Below are 18,972 nucleotides of genomic sequence, written 5' to 3' on the forward strand. Positions count from 1 at the left end.
GGAGAAATTCTTCTAAAGTCATCTGTTCTTTTTTGTAACTTTCTTCTATAAATATGGTACTATTAATCAGAGCGCTGAATAAAGGAGGCGATTTTAGTGGAAGAGATTGTGTTGTTCCATAGCAATGATCTTCATTCTCACTTTGAAAATTGGCCCAAAATACGGCGTCTGGTTAAAGCCAAACGTTCGCTGTACCAAAAAGAGGGCAAAACAGTCGTAACCATTGATTTAGGTGACTTTTCAGATCGGTGTCATCCTTTGACCGAAGCAACAGATGGTCGAGCAAATGTAGCTATAATGAATACATTGGCGTATGACCTGGTTACAATTGGAAATAATGAAGGAATCGGCAATTCAAAGAAACAATTAGAGCATTTATATGATCAGGCAACATTTGAAGTGGTCTTAGCTAATTTAGAAGACCCAAAAACCCAAACGTTACCAGATTTTTGTCAAGCATATAAAATTATGACAACTAAAGAAGGCACAAAGTTAGGGTTTATTGGCTTAACCGCACCATTTCCTTTAACGTATAATCCCAATGGCTGGACAATCAAACAAGTGGAAGCAGTCCTTCCTCAACTGATTACAGAAGTTGCGCCTCAATGTGATGTTCTCATTTTGCTTAGTCACTTGGGGATAGATACTGATTTTATGATTGCGGCGAATTATCCTGAAATTCAAGTGATTTTAGGTTCCCATACACATCATTTATTTAAAGATGGTGAAAAAATTAATCATGTGCAACTAGCAGCTGCTGGCAAATATGGACAGTATATTGGTGAAGTGCATCTGTTTGTGGATGCCAACACGAAGCAAGTCACAAGTTATGCAAAAACGATGGAAACAGCAAGTTTAGAAGAGCAAGCAACTGATGCCAAGGAAATTGCGGGTTACTTAACGGAAGGTCATCGACTATTGCAAGCGCAGCAAATTGCACAAATCCCTGAAACCTTGTCAACGGACTTACGGCAACCGCATGCCTTTATAACTGTTGCCTTGAAGGCGTTAAAAGAAGCGGGGCAGACCGAAGCGGCTGTGTTGAACAACGGGTTATTTTTAGCAGATTTACCAGAAGGAATAATCAATGCAGACCAATTACATGAGGCCTTGCCTCATCCAATGCATTTAATCAAGGTTACCTTGAAAGGGTCAGACATGAGCCGTTTGATTCGTGAAATGGAAAAAAGTCGTCAATTTCTGCGGAAATTTCCGATTCGCGGGATGGGCTTCCGCGGGAAAATTTTTGGCGAATTATGTTATGATGGGATTCGTTTTGAGCAAAATGGCCAGACCGTTTTTTGGCAAGGGAAACCTATTCAGCCAGAGCAGAAATATACGCTGACAACAGTGGATCACTTTCAATTTGTTCCGTTTTTCCCAACGATTGAGTTAGTTGGAGAAGTCGAATTTTTATTTCCAGACGTTTTAAGAACTGTCGTGGCGAACTATCTGCATGCCCACTATCCAATCAAATAAAAACAAGGTATAATAAAAACTAGGTGGTGAAAAAATGACAGACAAAAAGACAACCGAAAAAAAAGAAACAGAAACTGCTGCAACCTTTACAGAAGAACTAACAGCAGTTCTTGAAGAAATAAAAGAAGAACCTGTAAAAGAAAAGAAAAAAGGGGAAATTGTCACCATTGTGAATGAAACAGATATTCAAATTGGTGAAAGAGAGTACCGAATTGTTAAAAATCATCGTGATGCTTTTGATCCTGAACGCTTGGGTGAACGGTTTAGTGAAGTATTAGCGCGTTATGATTATATCGTAGGAGACTGGGGCTATGAACAGTTACGCTTGCGTGGTTTTTTTGATACTTCTAATCGTCGGGCAGCGCCGGATCAACGCATTGATACACTAGAAGACTATTTGTATGAATATTGTAATTTTGGCTGTGCCTATTTTGTAATTGAACGAACAGGGGAACGTAAAGAAAAAACAACGCATCGTCGTCGTCGCCATAAAAAAAATAATCGTTCTAACGCGTTTGTCGAGGAAAAGAGTGCGCCCGCTAATAAAAATAGCAAGCCAGTGATTCGTACGCGAAAAGAAGAAAATAAAAAAACGACTACACCCAAACAGCCTAGTCCCAAAAAATCTGGCAAAGGCTTTACGATTCGTCAACGTGAGGAGTAAACAGAGTGAAAAAAGACTATCAAGGATATTTAATTGATTTAGATGGAACGATTTATTTAGGAAAAGAACCAATTCCAGCCGGAAAACGTTTTGTCGAGCAGTTACAGGAAAAAGATTTGCCTTTTTTATTTGTAACGAATAATACCACTAAATCTCCTGAAACAGTGGCACAACGTTTAGCAAATGAATTTGATATCCATGTCCCAGCATCCCTTGTTTATACAGCGACTTTAGCGACGATTGATTACATGAAAGAAACCAATCGGGGCAAGAAAGTCTTTGTCATCGGCGAGGCTGGTTTAATTGACTTAATTTTAGAAGCAGGTTTTGAATGGGATGAAACAAACCCTGATTATGTTGTCGTGGGACTTGATACAGAATTATCTTACGAAAAAGTGGTTTTAGCTACCTTAGCCATTCAAAAAGGGGCGTTGTTTATTGGGACCAATCCAGATAAGAACATTCCGACAGAAAGAGGCTTATTACCTGGTGCAGGTTCAGTTGTGACGTTTGTGGAGACAGCTACTCAAACAAAACCAGTTTATATTGGCAAACCAAAAGCGATTATCATGGAACGAGCGATTGCGCATTTAGGCGTGGAAAAAGAGCAAGTAATTATGGTTGGAGATAATTATGAAACCGATATTCAATCAGGGATTCAAAATGGTATTGATAGCTTGTTAGTTACATCAGGTTTTACCCCTAAGTCAGCTGTTCCAACTTTACCAACGCCACCAACCTATGTTGTTGATTCCTTAGATGAATGGACTTTTTGAGTATGATGAGGTCGAAATTGCGTTTAAGGGAAACACTTGGACTCATTTGTTTGTTTTTAACGATTGTGGCTTTAAGTATCACGATCACGATTAATTTTCGTCCATTGTATCTTTTTGATATCCAACACTTAAATATTTTAAAAGACGTAGAGGTTGATCGTGTGACCTTGATTAAAAATTACGATCATTTAATGATGTACTTAAACAATCCTTTTGAAAAAACATTAGTATTTCCTGATTTCCCAATGTCTGATAGCGCGGCTTTTCATTTTTATGAAGTGAAAAAATTGTTTTTATTGTGCTACGGCGTATTACTAGTTACGTTGTTGCCTAGTGTCCTTTATTTAAAATATTTGGTAAAAAATCAGCGTTTATGGACATTGATACGGCCATTTCAGTGGGGAATGTTTTTGCCTGTGCTTTTTGGCTTTTTCATGCTGATTGGCTTTGATCAATTTTTTATTGCGTTTCATGGATTATTTTTTAACAACGATGCTTGGTTATTTAATCCGCTGACTGATCCGATTATCAATGCCTTACCTGAAGCCTACTTTATGCATTGTTTTATCTTGTTTTTTGTTTTATTAGAAGGCCTGTTTTTGATAGGTATTTTAATCGGAAAACGTTCTTTAAAAAAATAAAAAGAGAAAAGTGAACAATTCCAAAATTGCTCGCTTTTCTTTTTTATTCAATCTAGTTTTAAAAACTAGATTGAATAATTGTCAAAAGTATGATATTCTTTTTTAGAAATGGTTAGGAGGGTTTTTATGGACGAGATAGAAAAATCACTACAAAATTGGGGCCAACAATTGGAAAACGTTCATTTGCCAAGATGGCATGAGTTACCAGACATTGAATTATATATGGATCAAGTGATTACTCTGATAGAAAAATACTTATCCCCATTGATTACACTGGAAAAACATACTTTGTTAACGTCCTCAATGGTTAATAATTATGTCAAACACGGGTTAATCCCGGCCCCAGTGAAAAAGCGCTACAATCAAAAGCATTTAGCGTTTTTAATTGCGATTACGTTGTTGAAACAAGTGTTAACATTGCCAGAAATTAAGCAAGGCATTTTATTCCAAGGAGCCACGGTTGGTATTCGTGAAGCGTACAATTTATTTTGTCAAGAACAGGAACGAGCGATTTATGTGATTGCTGCTCAAGCGCAAGAAAAAGAAGTTCAGGCCAAATCACAAGAACCTATGGGGATTGAATATTTGGCTGTAAAAGCAGCGACAATGTCTTTTGCTACTAAAATGTTTAGTGAAAAAGTGATTGAATTGGAACAAGAATACTTAAAAGAAATGGATGAGATGACACATGAATAAAGAAAAGATCGCACTACTGGTTGATTCTGGGACAGATGTTCCAGAGGCATTAGTCAAACAATACGGCATGTATGTCTTGCCTTTACAGATTATTTATCCTGAAAAAACCTATACAGATAAGGTAGATATTACACCAGAAGAAGTGTATCAACGTTTAGAGAAAGAAATCCCTAGTACTTCATTACCAGATGGCGCAACAATCCAAGCTATTTTTGACAAAATTAAAGAAGCGGGTTACGAAAAAGTCTTAGCGGTGACCATTTCTAGTGGTTTAAGTGGAACGTATAATGTGGTTCGCTTGCTTGGAGAACAAACCGAAGGACTAGATGTATTTGTTTTAGATACAAAGAACATTGGTATCGGGGCTGGCATTCAGGCGATACGAGCAGCAGAATTAATTGAAACAGGATTAGGATGGCAAGAATTACAACAAAAATTAACAGAAGAAGTAGCCAACGCAAAAGTATTTTTTAATGTAGCCACTTTAGAATATTTACAAAAAGGTGGACGAATTGGTTTAGTCACTTCTATTTTAGGGAATGCGCTAAAATTAAACCCCATTATTTCTTGTAATGAAGAAGGCATTTACTATACGGTGGCTAAGTCTCGCGGCCGTAAAAAAAGTCTTGATAAAACGTTTGAGTTGGTGACGAACTTTATAGGTGAGGCACCCCGTTTTCGTTTGGCAGTCGCTCACGGTGCGGCAGAGGAAGAAGCAAAAGCAATGATGGAACGCTTGAAAGCGGCTTTTCCACAAGCAGAAGAAATTTACTTTGGAACGATTAGTCCGGCATTAGTTGTTCATACAGGACCAGGACTTTTAGGTGTTGGTATACAGTTATTAAATGATTAATTAAATGAAAAAACAACGAAAATTATATTGAAAATTTCACAAATGTGTTACAATTCATCTACAAAGGGGGAATTTTTTGTGAAAAAAGCAATAGCAGAATGTTTAGGAACATTTATTCTTGTCTTTTTTGGGACAGGAACAGCCGTTCTAGGAAATGGTATGGAAGGGATTGGAACAACGGGGATTGCCTTAGCATTTGGGTTAACAATCGTTGCTGCTGCCTATAGTATTGGCACAATTTCAGGTGCACATCTAAATCCAGCTGTTTCTCTAGGAATGTGGCTTAATAAACGAATGACAACAATGGAATTAATCTACTATGTAGTGGGACAAATTGTTGGTGGCTTGATTGCCTCATTTGCATTATTAAGCATTCTAAAAGGTGCTGGTAAAAGTATTGAGAACTTAGGTCAAAATGGCGTAGGGGAATTAAGTGTTGCTGGTGCATTGACAGTCGAAATTATTTTAACATTTATTTTTGTTTTAGTTGTCATGACAGTTACAAGTGCTAAGAAAGGCAATGCTTCATTAGCAGGAATCGTAATTGGGTTAACACTAACAATGATTCACTTAGTCGGTATTCCTTTGACAGGTACTTCTGTCAACCCAGCTCGTAGCATCGCGCCAGCCGTTTTTGCGGGTGGTTCAGCGTTATCTGAGTTGTGGATTTTTATCGTTGCGCCATTAATTGGTGGATTATTAGCCGCTCTTGTAGCAAAATTCGTCTTAGATACGGAAGAATAGATTAGCGAAAGAAGAATCTTTGATAACAAGCGTCAATTGTTGTCAGAGATTCTTTTTTTGTTATACTAGGAGAACCTAAAGGCGCATTTTTAACCAAAGATGAAAACATCATCAAAATAAGGTATAATAGGAAAGTATCAAATAAGATTAGAAGGAAAAAGAGGTGTCTCTTTGTGAAGAAAATTTTAGTAGTTGATGACGAGAAGCCAATTTCAGAGATCGTTAAATATAATTTGGTTAAAGAAGGATATGAAGTATTTACTGCTTACGATGGAGAAGAAGCACTTGAAAAAGTGGAAGAAGTGGAACCAGACTTAATTATTTTAGACTTAATGCTCCCTAAAATGGATGGCTTAGAAGTCGCGCGAGAAGTGCGCAAAACACATGATATGCCAATCATTATGGTGACTGCCAAAGATTCTGAAATCGATAAGGTTTTAGGATTAGAATTAGGAGCCGATGACTATGTAACGAAACCATTTTCAAATCGTGAATTAGTTGCTCGTGTAAAAGCCAATTTACGGCGAGGTGCAACCAATGCGAAAGAAGCCGAGGTGACAACGCAATCTGAATTAACGATTGGTGATTTAACCATTCATCCTGATGCATACATGGTCTCAAAACGGGGTGAAAAAATTGAATTAACCCACCGTGAATTTGAGTTACTTTATTACTTAGCAAAACATATCGGACAAGTGATGACTCGTGAACATTTATTACAAACCGTTTGGGGTTATGATTATTTTGGTGATGTGCGGACAGTGGACGTAACCGTACGTCGTTTAAGAGAAAAAATTGAAGATAGTCCAAGTCATCCAACGTATTTAGTTACTCGTCGTGGGGTTGGTTATTATCTAAGAAATCCTGAACAGGAGTAATCAGGTATGAAGAAAAAAGTTCACTTTTTTCAATCTGTTAATTTTAAGATTGCTTTATCATTTATTCTGCTGTTACTAATCGCGATTCAAATCATTGGTGGCTATTTCATTCGTGAATTGGAAGCCACTACAATTTCCGATTTTAAGAAAAATATGGATTCTCAGGTTGTCCAATTGTCAAATACGTTAAGTACGCAGATGAGCAACAAAGATCTCGAACGTAGTGACGTTGATGCAAATTTGAAAAAAGCGTTATCTGATTTTTCAAATGCAGACATTTCTGAAGCGAGAATTGTCGATGATAAAGGGATTATTCGGGCAACCAATGATTTAAATCAACAAAATATTATTGGGAAAAAGAATGATTATCGTGATTTAAATGACTTTACGAGTAAAAAATATCAAGCTTTAGATAATGATAAACGTGTGTATGTGAATGTTCAGCCGATTCAATCGCCTACTGGAGAAACAGTGATTGGCGTCCTTTATGTGAAAAGTAATTTAGAAAATAAATACCAAGAAATTACCAACACAGCAAGTATCTTTTTCACTGCTTCTATTATTGCCGCAGCAATCTCGATTATTGTGACCTTACTGATTGCACGATCAATCACGAAGCCGATTGGTGAAATGCGCGAGCAAGCCATTCGAATCGCTCGTGGTGATTACGCTGGAAAAGTAGAAGTCCATGGAAAAGATGAATTAGGCCAATTAGCAGAAACATTTAATCAATTATCAGAACGGATTGAAGAAGCACAAGAAACAATGGAAGCAGAAAGAAATCGTTTAGATAGTGTCTTAACGCATATGACAGATGGTGTCATTGCGACGGATCGCCGCGGAAAGGTAATTACGATTAATGAAATGGCCCTTTCATTATTAAATGTAAAAAATGAAAATGTGATTGGGACCTCGTTATTAGAGTTGTTAGATATTGAAGAAGATTACACATTGCGGAAGCTGTTAGAAGAGCCAGATGAACTGCTGATTGATCGCTCAACGTCTGATCGTGAAGAAGACCAAATGATTATCCGGGTAGACTTTACGATGATTCGTCGGGAATCAGGATTTATTACTGGCTTAGTTTGCGTACTTCATGACGTTACAGAACAGGAAAAAAACGAACGGGAAAGACGGGAATTTGTTTCCAATGTTTCTCATGAGTTGCGAACGCCTTTGACAAGTATGCGTAGTTATATAGAGGCTTTGAGTGAAGGGGCTTGGGAAAACCCTGAGATTGCGCCGAATTTCTTAAAAGTCACGTTAGAAGAAACCGACCGGATGATTCGTATGATTAATGATTTGTTGAATTTATCTCGGATGGACTCTGGGAATACACATCTTCAATTAGAGTATGTGAATTTTAACGAATTGATTAATTTTGTCTTGGATCGCTTTGATATGATGATTGAAAATGAGCAAAAAAATTACAAAATTCGCCGTGAATTTACTAAACGCGATTTATGGGTAGAGTTAGATACAGACAAAGTAATTCAGGTTTTAGACAACATTTTGAACAATGCGATTAAGTATTCGCCAGATGGCGGCGTCATTACCTGCCGACTAGTTGAAACACATAATAATGTCGTCTTTAGTATCTCGGACCAAGGTTTGGGCATCCCTAAAAAAGATCTCGGGAAAGTCTTCGAGCGTTTTTATCGTGTGGATAAAGCTCGTGCGCGAGCACAAGGTGGGACTGGTTTAGGTTTAGCAATTTCTAAAGAAGTAATTCGGGCCCATAACGGGAGTATTTGGGTGGAAAGTACAGAAGGTGAAGGATCGACTTTCTATATTTCACTACCATATGAACCTTATGAAGAGGATTGGTGGGAATGATGAAATTATCAGAATGGATTACAAGAATTGGCTTGATTTTGATGGTCATTTTAAGTATATATTTTTCAGTCAATATCTGGCTGAATTCTGCCAAAAAAATACCAGAAATGAAGTCGGGAAGCCAAGTCACAACAGCTGTCAATGAAAAAGCCATTGGCGATGTCTATTTACCTTTGCAATTGATTCGAATAACTGATGGAAAAGCGATGCAAAGTAATCGTGAAACATTAATTAGTAATGTTCAAAATGATATTAAAATGGCTACGTTTGGTAAATTGACACAAGTTGTGACAAAAAATGCAGAGCAACTTAAGCGCTACAACCAAATGGAACAAGGCATTGAACTTCTTTATCAAGGTCCCTTTTTAATCTCGGACTATGCTTCGATTTATAATCTATCCATTAATTTTACTAACTTTAATGAGTTGACGGACCAGTATTTTACGAAAATTCAATTGGATTTTAACGAAAATAAGATACGTTTTTTAGATTATGACCAAGCCAACGTCTATGAAGCGCCCATGACTGTCAATAAGGCGCGCTTAATGGGAATTATCAATAAAGAGGGATTGCAATATCAAGACGTTTCCGAAAATACGCTAACCAAACAAGGGCAATGTTATTTAACCAATGATATGAAGTTGAAAAAGTACAGTTATATTTTAGCTTCGCAACCAGTTACTCGTTTTAGGAATGCTTTTTTCAATGAAACGGAAGATATCCAAACCAATGAAGACAGTCAAGACTTAACCTACACGAGTAAAGAAGAACGATTGTTTGCAGAAGAAAAACTGGGGAAAATCGATTTTAAAGGGACCTTGCCAGAAGAGAATAAACGGGATTCAATCTATAATCAAAGCTTTTCTTATGTAAAACGTTTAGGAACCAATATGGGGAATTTACGTTACTTTGATCGAACGAAAGATAGTGTCAATTATCGGACTTTTGTGGAAGGTTTCCCAGTGTTCAGTAATGATTTAAAAGGCCAAGTGGATATTCGCATCACGAACAACGATGGTGCTGCACCAAGCGTAACCATTAACACAAGTGTGAATACAATCCAAGTACCGATTCCTTCAGAAGAAGAAGTGACGCTGGAAAGCACGGAAAAATTGATTAAGCGTTTAGAAACGGCTGGTGCTAAAAAGGAAAAAATCCAATCGGCTGTTATCGGTTATACGTGGCAGACAATTGAAGAAGTCAAACAAGTCGTTGATTTAAGTCCGGAATGGTATGTCCTTTATAACAACAATTGGTACACTGCAACGGACTTGGTAAAACAATTACCAAGCTTGGAGGTGGGCTAATGGATTTTAAACGAATTGAGTGGATTTTCTTCTTAGCATTTTTAGGATTAAATATCTTTTTATTTGGAATTTATCGGGAAGGTCAACAAGAAGAGAGCAACGTCTCTTCTTCCAGCCAAACAGAATCGATTGAAAGTCGGTTGGAAAAAGATAACATCTCGTATAAAGGGACACTTTCTTCAGAACGATTGGAAGGCTATTATTTAAGTGGCGAACAAACCAATTTTTCTGCTGCTTTAAAAATCCAACGTGAAAAGAATAAAAATTTTTTGAGAAATGGGCTGCAAATTGCGGATAATACTTTAACGAGTGTACCTAGTAAAAACTATTTTATTGATCCTAAGAAAATTGATAAAGATTTAAGTACCTTTTTAAATGAAAAAAATGCTTTATTATTCGGAGACGAATATCAATACTTACCAGAATTTTCTCATTTAAAAGAGCCAACGGCAGAAATTGTGGCTGCACAATCGTATAAAGGAATTCCCTTTAGAGACGACACGGCAAAATTAAGTATTTTAGCAGATACGTCAGGTGAATTATGGAAAATTAGTAAATATTCGCAAACGCACATTGAAAATATTGAAGAGTTACGAGACAAAACGGATTTATATTCCAATCGTGATGCGATAGACACGCTCTATATGAATAACCGGATTCCTAGTAATTCCAAAATAACATTCATTAAATTGGCCTATTCAAGAATTTATAAAATTCGTGAGAAAAATGTATACGTTCCAGTCTGGTTTGTAGGAATTTCTACTGGTGAAGATTCAGTTGAAATTGAACAGGTGAATGCCGTAAGTAATACCATCATCACAAATAATACTGTGCCAAAGGTGGAAAAACATTAAGGTCCGTTGTATAATGAAACACGTTAATGTTGTAATGTAGAAGGGAAGAGTTTTAAATGGATTCAGAGTTTGCTTTTAATATCAGTGTTCTTGCCAGTGGCAGTACAGGCAATTCCCTTTTTATTGAAACCAACCAAAAGAAAGTATTAGTAGATGCGGGTTTAAGTGGCAAAAAAATCACTTCACTGTTAGCAGAAGTCAATCGCAAACCAGAAGATTTAGATGCGATTTTAGTTACACATGAACATCGGGATCACATTCACGGCGTTGGCGTGTTAGCGCGAAAATATAAGTTAGATGTCTATGCTAATGAAAAAACGTGGCAAGCGATGGATCCCATGATTGGCAAAGTCGATGTCGCTCAAAAACATATTTTTGAAATGGGCAAAGTTTTGACCTTGGGAGATATGGACATTGAAAGTTTTGGTGTCTCACATGATGCGATTGCGCCTCAATTTTATCGTTTTCATCGCAATAATCGTTCCTTTGTTGTTCTAACGGATACAGGTTATTGTAGCGATCATATTCGTGGTACGATTGAAAATGCAGATGCTTATTTAGTCGAAAGCAATCATGAAATTGAAATTTTGCGAGCAGGACCTTATCCATGGAGTCTTAAACAACGGATTTTAGGAGATAAAGGCCATTTATCCAATGATGATGGTGCTCTTGTGATGGCGGATGTATTAGGTGATAAAACAAAACGCATTTATTTAGGTCATCTTAGCAAAGAAAATAATACGAAACTTCATGCGCGAATGGCCATGGAGTCTACTTTGAAGCAAAAGGATTTAGGCGTCGGTGAAGCATTTAAGGTATATGATACAGACCCCGATTCAGCCTCAGAGTTATTTCAAATTTAGAATAATGGTGGTCTATCAGTTTTTGAGTGTGGAGCAAAAATCCAAAGTGATTTTTGTCCCATGCTCATTTTTTGTTCTTTTATCCAGCTGGTTTGACAGAGACATCGGTGATAATACTTTTAAACTCTTAGTTAATTTTTTGACAAATACTTGTGTTTGTCTGGTGTTAGGAGTATAGTTAACTAGATTTTTACTAGTGGGAGGTCTATGATGTTTCAATTTTTACCAAACTCTGTTTTACAGATGAGCACTATTTTTCTTTCGATTATTATCGAAGCATTGCCTTTTGTCATGTTAGGTTGCTTGATTTCAGGCGCTTTACATGTTTTTTTAACACCAGAACGAGTAAAAAAAGTGTTACCTAAAAATAAATTTTTATCAATTTGTGTAGGTAGTTTCCTAGGGTTTTTCTTCCCTTCTTGTGAATGCGGGATCGTACCCATTGTGCATCAATTTGTTAAAAAAGATGTACCAACACATACCGCTTTTGCTTTTATGTTAACGGCACCAATCATTAATCCAATTGTGCTATTCTCAACATACGTAGCCTTTAGTGGCGCAACAAAATTTGTGATTTGGCGAGTTTTAGGCAGTATGATTGTCGCGTGGGTTATCGGCATTTGGTTAGCTTATTTTCGAAAAGAATCAATTTTAACAGAAAAAGAGTTGGCGCAGATTAAAGAAGAGCAGGTTGCTCATACGCATGAACACGTTGATGAAGCTCGTTCATTTTGGAAAAACGGCTGGTCAGCGTTAACCCATAGTATTGATGAATTTTTTGATACGGGTCGTTATTTAATTTTTGGTTCTTTGTTAGCAGCAATCATGCAAACCTATATTCCAACTGGTGCGCTTATGCAATTGGGCCACTCAAAGATTTTAGCGATTCTAGTCATGCTAGTCATCGCTGCCACTCTATCACTTTGTTCAGAAGCAGATGCATTTATTGGTTCTTCTCTTTTGAGTTTGTTTGGAACAGGACCAATTGTCGCCTTCTTAGTTTTTGGTCCAATGGTAGATATTAAAAATTTATTGATGATGAAACGTTATTTTAAAATGTCATTCATTGTACAATTTGTTTTGATAGTGGCGCTTGTCGTAACTATTTATGCGGCAGTAGTTTAGAAAGGAGGCCTACAATCGATGATACGATTTATTATTTTAATTGGATATATGGGGTTGATGATGTATCTTCAAATTTCAGGTGAACTGAACCAATATATCAATATTCATTATAATTACTTAGCTGTTTTATCAATGGTTTTAGCTTTTATTATGGCGATTGTCCAATTGATTTTGTGGAACCAAGCAGATCCATCAATGCAAAAAAAACATGAAGACATGCACCAACATGGGGGACATGAACATCATGGCCATCAGCATAATTTGGAAAAACCCAGCCAAAGAGGGCTTGCCTATTTACTACTTTCTTTACCGTTGATTGTTGGCTTATTATTTCCGACAGTTAGTTTAGACACAACAATCGTTGAAGCAAAAGGATTTAACTTTCCAGTAAGTAAAGAATCAGTAGGGGATCCTGATATGCAAACGCAATATTTGAAACCTGATACAAGTATGTATTTCAATAAGACGGATTATGACAAACAGATGGCAAAAGCCATGAAACAATATGATGGCCAATCTGTGATTTCAATTACGGATGAAAACTATTTGGAAATTATGGAACTAATCTATAATTATCCAAGTCAATTTGTAGGGAAAAGGATTTCTTATAAAGGCTTTGTCTATAATTCAAAAAGAGAAGAAAGTGTTGACCAGTTTGTCTTCCGTTTTGGGATTATTCATTGTGTCGCTGACTCTGGCGTTTTTGGCTTGTTGGTTCATTTTCCTGAACATACTCAATTTCAAAACAATGATTGGGTAACGATTACTGGAACCGTTGAGTTGTCCTATTATCCACCGTTTAAACGACAAATACCAACTGTGCAAGTGGAGAAAGTCAAAGCAGATCAAGCACCAAAAAATCAATATGTCTATCGTTCCTTTTAAAAAAAGTTGGTTGCTTCCTTATCAAATGGAAGCAACCAACTTTTTTGCTATCTATTTTTTAATTTTGTTGCGCTTACGACGAATAAAACCCAAAGATTCTCTTTTTTCTCGAAAGCTGCGGATATTCTGATTGAAAACCTCAGAAGCGACTAAGCCTAACGCAATTGCCCCAGCAATCATTACAGCTTGCACGGTAAAATAGGCGCCTTTTTCATAATTGCCAATTACGATATTCCGAACAGCTTGATAAGCTAAGCCACCAGGTACCAATGGAACAATACCAGGAATATTAAAAATCGTGACAGGCATTTTCAATATTTTCGAGAATAGGTAGCTTACTGCCGCAACACCGACAGCACCGATGAGGGAACCTAATGCTGCATTTCCACTAAAAACTTCAACGATTACCCAATAAAGCATCCAGCTTACACTACCAGTTAGACCACAAGCCACCAGTGATCGTCGAGGAACATTAATAATAATTGCAAACGCCGCAGAAGCTAAAAAACTAAAGATAAATTGTACCAAAACGATTCCTAGCAAGTAAGTCACTCCTTTTAATAGAAAAGTTGAAAGACAAAAGCAATGCCAAAACCAATCATTCCTGAAGTCATTAATGCTTCAGTCCCACGAGAAACACCCGATAAGTAGTGTCCGGCTAGCAAATCGCGAAGAGCATTGGTAATTTGCACACCAGGCACTAAAGGCATGACACAACCAATGATGATTAAATCTTGTGATTGTCCGAGTCCCAATTTGACTGAAAGAATAGCGGCTGCACCAATGAACAGCGAAGCTAAAAATTCAGATAAAAATTTAATCTTGAGAAACTTTAAACTAAAATAATAAAGACTATAGCCGCAACCACCAATCAGAAAAGTCAAGAATAAATCGGACCAGACACCACCAAAAAGAATCATAATTGTAGCGCTGACAACGGCCGCACTAACAATGCGTGCGCTAATTGGAAAATGTCGGTGTTCACTATCAATCACTTTTAGTTTATTCAGTAATTCCTCTAAAGAAAAATCACCAGCCACATAAGCACGAGACAGCTGATTCACACGAGAGATTTTTTCTAAATCAATGCCACGTTTCATTACTTGAACCATACGAATCGTGGAGGTTCCATCTATGCCAACAAATAACCCGGTTTGTGTCACATAGCTAACCATTCGATAGTTGCCAGAAGCAAGCGAAATTCGGCTCATTGTATCTTCAACACGGTACATTTCTGCATCGCTTTCTATCATAATTTTACCAGCTAACAAACAGGTTTCTAAAAGTAAATCCAAATGAGCAGGAGTCATTGAGCAAGCCTCACTTTATGTATTTTCTTCTAGTGTACTACAAACGAACCAAAAAGAGGAAATAAATAACAGCTGCAATCGAAAATTTACATCGTAAACAGATTGTTAGCGAATTGTAACATTAAAAGGCTGATATTATTTAATCATAGATATTTAAAAGTTTTCAAAAGAAAAACGTCGATTTTTTCACAAAATGAATTGAAGGGAAAGGTGATATTCTGGCGATTTAGCAGAGCTTTATTCTTGTTTTATAAAGTTGTGTATTTGTTTTTATAATTTTAAAATTATCGATGGCTGTCATTTTTTTACGAAGCCTTTATTAATAAAAGACTAAGAAATAACAAAAAAGAGAGAAGGAGAAGAAATTTTGTTTGTAGTTTCGGTTCTTTTCTAGTAAAATGAAATTGTATAAAAGTAGAAGTGAGGTGTAGTAAAATGGGTTTTACAGACGAAACAGTACGCTTTGATTTTGATGATAATCGAAAAAAAGCAATCAGTGAAACGTTAGAAACCGTATATCGGGCATTAGAAGAAAAGGGATACAATCCTATTAACCAAATAGTAGGGTATTTACTTTCTGGGGACCCGGCTTACATTCCTCGTTATCAAGATGCTCGAAACTTAATTCGTCGTCATGAACGTGATGAAATCATGGAAGAATTAACCAAATATTACTTAGCGAACCACGGAATCGATATCAAATGAGGATCATGGGGCTAGATGTAGGTTCACGGACAGTCGGTGTGGCTGTTAGTGATTTATTAGGTTGGACAGCGCAAGGCATCGAAATTATTCGCATCAACGAAGAGGAAGAGAACTTCGGCTTTGAGCGATTAGGTGAATTGGTGAAAGAATACGAAGTCACAAAATTTGTCGTAGGTTTACCGAAAAACATGAATAATTCCATCGGTCCTAGAGCTGAAGCATCTATGGCATATGGTGATAAGATTCAAGAATTATTTCAATTACCTGTTGACTATCAAGATGAACGATTAACAACTGTCCAAGCAGAGCGTTTCTTGGTGGAGCAAGCAGATGCTTCAAGAGCCAAAAGAAAAAAAGTCATTGATAAACTAGCGGCAGTAATGATTCTACAAAATTATTTAGATGCACATAGCCGATAATTATCGAGCTTTGAATACATCAAGGGAGAGAAGAAGAATGACAGAACACAACCACGATCATGATCACGAAGGACATGAACACATTACTTTAGTAGACGAACAAGGAAATGAAACATTATACGAGATCTTACTAACTGTTGACGGTCAAGAAGAATTCGGTAAAAATTATGTTTTATTATATCCAGCAGGAATTCCTGAGGATGAAGATGTTGAATTGCAAGCTTACTCATATGTGGAAAACGCAGAAGGTACAGAAGGCGATTTACAGCAAATCGAAACAGACGCTGAATGGGATATGATTGAAGAAGTTTTCAATACATTCATGGCTGAAGAAGAAGAGTAAAACTGTAACGAGAGAAGCGCTACTTCTCCTATTGAGAAGTAGCTTTCTTAATAATAATTGTTATAATGTACATGTTGTTTCTATCATAAGATACTATCACTATCATTGAGTGTGGTGGATAAAGAAGGACAGCATTGTCTAGTTTTACAAGATGTTGTAAAAACGTAACATCCTTGTAATGACGTTAATTTGGTAACTATCTAGCATAATTTATAATTTGTGTTATACTAAGTGTGAGGTTTCAGAAATACTGTTAATTTTATAATATTAAATAAAAAAATGGCTCCACCTACTGGCATAGGTAGAGCCGTCAGAAATTCAGTTAAACAAACACGTAATTATTGGTGTGGTGCATTGCCACGAACTGAAATTCCAGTTAATAAAGCAAGTAAATCAAACATATATTTCACCTCCTTTATTATGATAGCTTCATTATAACATTATCTGTAAAATGATGGTATATTTAATACAAAAAAAATAGAAAGATTGGAGTTTTGACTGTGAGAGTAGCGGGAGAAAAAATCAAAACAGCGCGTAAAAAGAAAAAATTATCGCAAGCTGAATTGGCAAAAGGAATTTGTACACAAGCAACAATTAGTAACATTGAAAACAAAAATGTGTGTGACAGTTTAGACATTTTCTCATCTGTATGTCTACGTTTAGACTTACAAGTGGAAGAATGTATCGAAGGTTCTAGTGAGAAAAAACTCGAAAGCTTATTAAATAAAGTAGAAGAATTATGCTTTTACTTTAAGCACGATGAAGCCTATGATTTGTTGAAAGACTATCCAGATGATATCGAAAGTTCAAACAGAATTTTAGAAACAAAATTTTTCTATTATAAAGGAATTACGAGTTTATTAGGTAAGAAAAATAATAGCGAAGCATTGTTCTATTTACATCGTGGTTCTGAAATTAGTCGTGATATTAATATTTATAATATTTTGAGTATGAATGCGATCGGTATTTTATATGAATTAGAAGATGATATTGAAAAAGCAAAAGTTTATTACGATAAATCTTTACAATTGCTAAGCGAATTCAAATTAGATTATCCATTAGAGCAATGCCGTATTTATTATAATACCGCAAAATTCTATTCATTAATTAAAGACTATGCAAAGAGTATTGAATTAAGTGATAAAGGAATCGAAATTAATCGGACGCACAGTTCTATTTACTCTTTAGATTGCTTATTATACGAAAAAGCGTTTAATAAACAAATGCTAGGACTAGATGCTGTTGAAGATTATCGTATTGCGTACTACTTTACACGTTTCTTTGAAAATAAAAAATTACTTACTTATATTGAAAAAGATATGCAAGAGTTTAACATCAGTTTTAAATAATGAATTATCGTTTCAGATTTTAAAAAGAACAACCTAACTCAAGAGGAGTTAGGTTGTTCTTTTTTTCTCTTTTTAATTTGTTTCTTTGACAGCGTTACGGACGCTGTCGGCGACGACTTTTGCGACTCCTTCTTGGAATGGATCGGGAATAATATTGGTCGGCGTGAGTTCATTATCGGGAATCAATTTTGCAATACCTTTGGCAGCGGCAATTTGCATTTCAATCGTAATCTTTTTCGCCCGAGCATCTAAGGCACCGCGGAAGATACCAGGGAAGGCCAACACATTATTAATTTGATTCGGAAAGTCACTACGACCAGTGCCGACAATATAAGCGCCTGCCGCTAAAGCTTCATCAGGAAAAATTTCAGGAACCGGGTTAGCCATTGCAAAAATAACTGGCTGCTCATTCATCTGTTGAATCCACTGGGGTTTTAAAACACCTGGTGCTGAAACACCAACAAAGACATCAGCGCCTTCAAGAGCAGTAGCTAAATCACCAGTACGATGTTCCCGATTGGTTAACTTCGCAATTTCTGCGTGGTGTGGTGGCAGAGCTGTATCTGTTTCGCTCAGAATCCCTGCACGGTCAACAATGATAATATGTTTTACGCCAGCAGCTAAAAATTTTCTTGTAATTGAAAGACCAGCGGAGCCACCGCCGTTGATTACCACATGAATGTCCTCTATTTTCTTGTTGATTAATTTTAAGCTGTTGTACAAAGCCGCTAGAACAACAATCGCTGTCCCGTGTTGATCATCATGGAAAACGGGAATATCTAGCTCATCGATTAAACGCTGTTCAATTTCAAAACAACGAGGAGCGCTGATATCTTCCAAGTTAATTCCCCCAAAGGTTGGAGCCAAAAATTTCACCGTTTGAATAATTTCTTCGGTATCTTGTGTATCTAAAACAAGGGGAATCGAATCTACACCAGCAAAGCGTTTAAACAATGCAGCTTTTCCTTCCATGACAGGCATCGCTGCTTCAGGACCAATGTTACCTAAACCTAAAACTGCTGAACCATCACTGATAACGGCGACGGTGTTTTTCTTTGTCGTTAATTCGTAAGCGCGTTCTTTTTTTTCATGTATGGCAGAAGAAACAGCCGCAACACCTGGTGTGTAGGCAATTCCTAAATCTGCTTTTGTTTCAATCGGAACTTTAGGGCAGACTTCTAATTTCCCCCCAAATTTTTTTGCTTGCTCAATCGCTAATTCTTTTACATCTTTTGTTGACATATC

Annotated in this window: 21 protein-coding genes; 18 read left to right on the forward strand and 3 right to left on the reverse strand. The window is 36.7% G+C overall.

Annotated features, from left to right (window positions below; translation table 11 throughout):
• The first annotated feature begins 96 nt into the window (after positions 1-96).
• From IGJ24_RS04695 to IGJ24_RS04760, 14 genes are all read left to right on the forward strand, one after another.
• Positions 97-1,479, forward strand: a complete 1,383-nt coding sequence (locus IGJ24_RS04695) for a bifunctional metallophosphatase/5'-nucleotidase (RefSeq protein WP_010819926.1) — start codon at positions 97-99, stop codon at positions 1,477-1,479.
• A gap of 34 nt (positions 1,480-1,513) precedes the next feature.
• Entirely contained in the window at positions 1,514-2,143 is a 630-nt protein-coding gene (locus IGJ24_RS04700) for a YutD family protein (RefSeq protein ID WP_002357954.1), read from the forward strand.
• A gap of 5 nt (positions 2,144-2,148) precedes the next feature.
• Positions 2,149-2,919, forward strand: coding sequence for a TIGR01457 family HAD-type hydrolase (locus IGJ24_RS04705; protein WP_002357953.1), 771 nt, complete (start codon positions 2,149-2,151; stop codon positions 2,917-2,919).
• On the forward strand, positions 2,907-3,560 hold the full coding sequence (locus IGJ24_RS04710) for a TIGR01906 family membrane protein (RefSeq protein WP_002382167.1): 654 nt from the start codon (positions 2,907-2,909) through the stop codon (positions 3,558-3,560). The genes IGJ24_RS04705 and IGJ24_RS04710 overlap by 13 nt, the downstream gene beginning before the upstream one ends.
• 126 nt (positions 3,561-3,686) lie before the next feature.
• Positions 3,687-4,256: a DUF1836 domain-containing protein gene (locus IGJ24_RS04715; protein WP_002357951.1), complete on the forward strand. Its 570-nt coding sequence runs from the start codon at positions 3,687-3,689 to the stop codon at positions 4,254-4,256.
• A complete protein-coding gene (locus IGJ24_RS04720) occupies positions 4,249-5,109 on the forward strand; it encodes a DegV family protein (RefSeq protein WP_002357950.1) in 861 nt (286 codons plus the stop codon). The genes IGJ24_RS04715 and IGJ24_RS04720 overlap by 8 nt, the downstream gene beginning before the upstream one ends.
• A gap of 42 nt (positions 5,110-5,151) precedes the next feature.
• Entirely contained in the window at positions 5,152-5,853 is a 702-nt protein-coding gene (locus IGJ24_RS04725) for an MIP/aquaporin family protein (protein WP_174125762.1), read from the forward strand.
• A 173-nt stretch (positions 5,854-6,026) separates the two neighbouring features.
• The gene (yycF, locus tag IGJ24_RS04730; RefSeq protein WP_002357947.1) at positions 6,027-6,731 is read left to right on the forward strand and encodes a response regulator YycF; all 705 of its coding nucleotides are present in this window, start codon (positions 6,027-6,029) and stop codon (positions 6,729-6,731) included.
• Positions 6,732-6,737: 6 nt separating this feature from the next.
• Positions 6,738-8,567, forward strand: a complete 1,830-nt coding sequence (gene walK / locus IGJ24_RS04735; RefSeq protein ID WP_002357946.1) for a cell wall metabolism sensor histidine kinase WalK — start codon at positions 6,738-6,740, stop codon at positions 8,565-8,567.
• Positions 8,564-9,874 (forward strand): YycH family regulatory protein, encoded by a 1,311-nt coding sequence (locus IGJ24_RS04740; RefSeq protein WP_002385989.1) that lies wholly within the window; start codon positions 8,564-8,566, stop codon positions 9,872-9,874. The genes walK and IGJ24_RS04740 overlap by 4 nt, the downstream gene beginning before the upstream one ends.
• Positions 9,874-10,728, forward strand: coding sequence for a two-component system regulatory protein YycI (locus IGJ24_RS04745; RefSeq protein WP_002365516.1), 855 nt, complete (start codon positions 9,874-9,876; stop codon positions 10,726-10,728). Before IGJ24_RS04740 ends, IGJ24_RS04745 begins: the two co-directional genes overlap by 1 nt.
• 56 nt (positions 10,729-10,784) lie before the next feature.
• Positions 10,785-11,591: an MBL fold metallo-hydrolase gene (locus IGJ24_RS04750; RefSeq protein ID WP_002357943.1), complete on the forward strand. Its 807-nt coding sequence runs from the start codon at positions 10,785-10,787 to the stop codon at positions 11,589-11,591.
• Positions 11,592-11,801: 210 nt separating this feature from the next.
• Positions 11,802-12,716 carry a permease gene (locus tag IGJ24_RS04755; protein ID WP_002357942.1) on the forward strand — a complete coding sequence of 305 codons (915 nt, stop codon included), beginning with the start codon at positions 11,802-11,804 and terminating at the stop codon, positions 12,714-12,716.
• 18 nt (positions 12,717-12,734) lie between these two features.
• Entirely contained in the window at positions 12,735-13,601 is an 867-nt protein-coding gene (locus IGJ24_RS04760) for a TIGR03943 family putative permease subunit (RefSeq protein ID WP_267591715.1), read from the forward strand.
• A 51-nt stretch (positions 13,602-13,652) separates the two neighbouring features.
• Here IGJ24_RS04760 and IGJ24_RS04765 read toward each other — a convergent pair whose 3' ends face one another.
• Positions 13,653-14,153 (reverse strand): threonine/serine exporter family protein, encoded by a 501-nt coding sequence (locus tag IGJ24_RS04765; protein WP_002382172.1) that lies wholly within the window; start codon positions 14,151-14,153, stop codon positions 13,653-13,655.
• Between the two features lie 5 nt (positions 14,154-14,158).
• Entirely contained in the window at positions 14,159-14,911 is a 753-nt protein-coding gene (locus IGJ24_RS04770; protein ID WP_174125761.1) for a threonine/serine exporter family protein, read from the reverse strand.
• Between the two features lie 435 nt (positions 14,912-15,346).
• On the opposite strand from IGJ24_RS04770, the gene ireB reads away from it, so the two are divergent.
• The 4 genes from ireB (at position 15,347) to IGJ24_RS04790 (ending at position 17,727) form a co-directional block, all read left to right on the forward strand.
• Positions 15,347-15,616 carry a regulatory phosphoprotein IreB gene (gene ireB, locus IGJ24_RS04775; protein ID WP_002357937.1) on the forward strand — a complete coding sequence of 90 codons (270 nt, stop codon included), beginning with the start codon at positions 15,347-15,349 and terminating at the stop codon, positions 15,614-15,616.
• Positions 15,613-16,035, forward strand: a complete 423-nt coding sequence (gene ruvX, locus IGJ24_RS04780; protein WP_002357936.1) for a Holliday junction resolvase RuvX — start codon at positions 15,613-15,615, stop codon at positions 16,033-16,035. Before ireB ends, ruvX begins: the two co-directional genes overlap by 4 nt.
• 37 nt (positions 16,036-16,072) lie before the next feature.
• Positions 16,073-16,378 (forward strand): DUF1292 domain-containing protein, encoded by a 306-nt coding sequence (locus IGJ24_RS04785; protein ID WP_002357933.1) that lies wholly within the window; start codon positions 16,073-16,075, stop codon positions 16,376-16,378.
• 500 nt (positions 16,379-16,878) lie between these two features.
• The gene (locus IGJ24_RS04790; RefSeq protein ID WP_002385984.1) at positions 16,879-17,727 is read left to right on the forward strand and encodes a helix-turn-helix domain-containing protein; all 849 of its coding nucleotides are present in this window, start codon (positions 16,879-16,881) and stop codon (positions 17,725-17,727) included.
• Positions 17,728-17,799: 72 nt separating this feature from the next.
• Here the strand turns inward: IGJ24_RS04790 and IGJ24_RS04795 are convergent, their stop codons facing one another.
• Positions 17,800-18,969, reverse strand: coding sequence for an NAD(P)-dependent malic enzyme (locus IGJ24_RS04795; protein WP_438775362.1), 1,170 nt, complete (start codon positions 18,967-18,969; stop codon positions 17,800-17,802).
• Positions 18,970-18,972: the final 3 nt, after the last annotated feature.

Source organism: Enterococcus sp. DIV0546 (assembly GCF_051712785.1).
In the GTDB taxonomy this organism is placed as follows: domain Bacteria; phylum Bacillota; class Bacilli; order Lactobacillales; family Enterococcaceae; genus Enterococcus; species Enterococcus faecalis.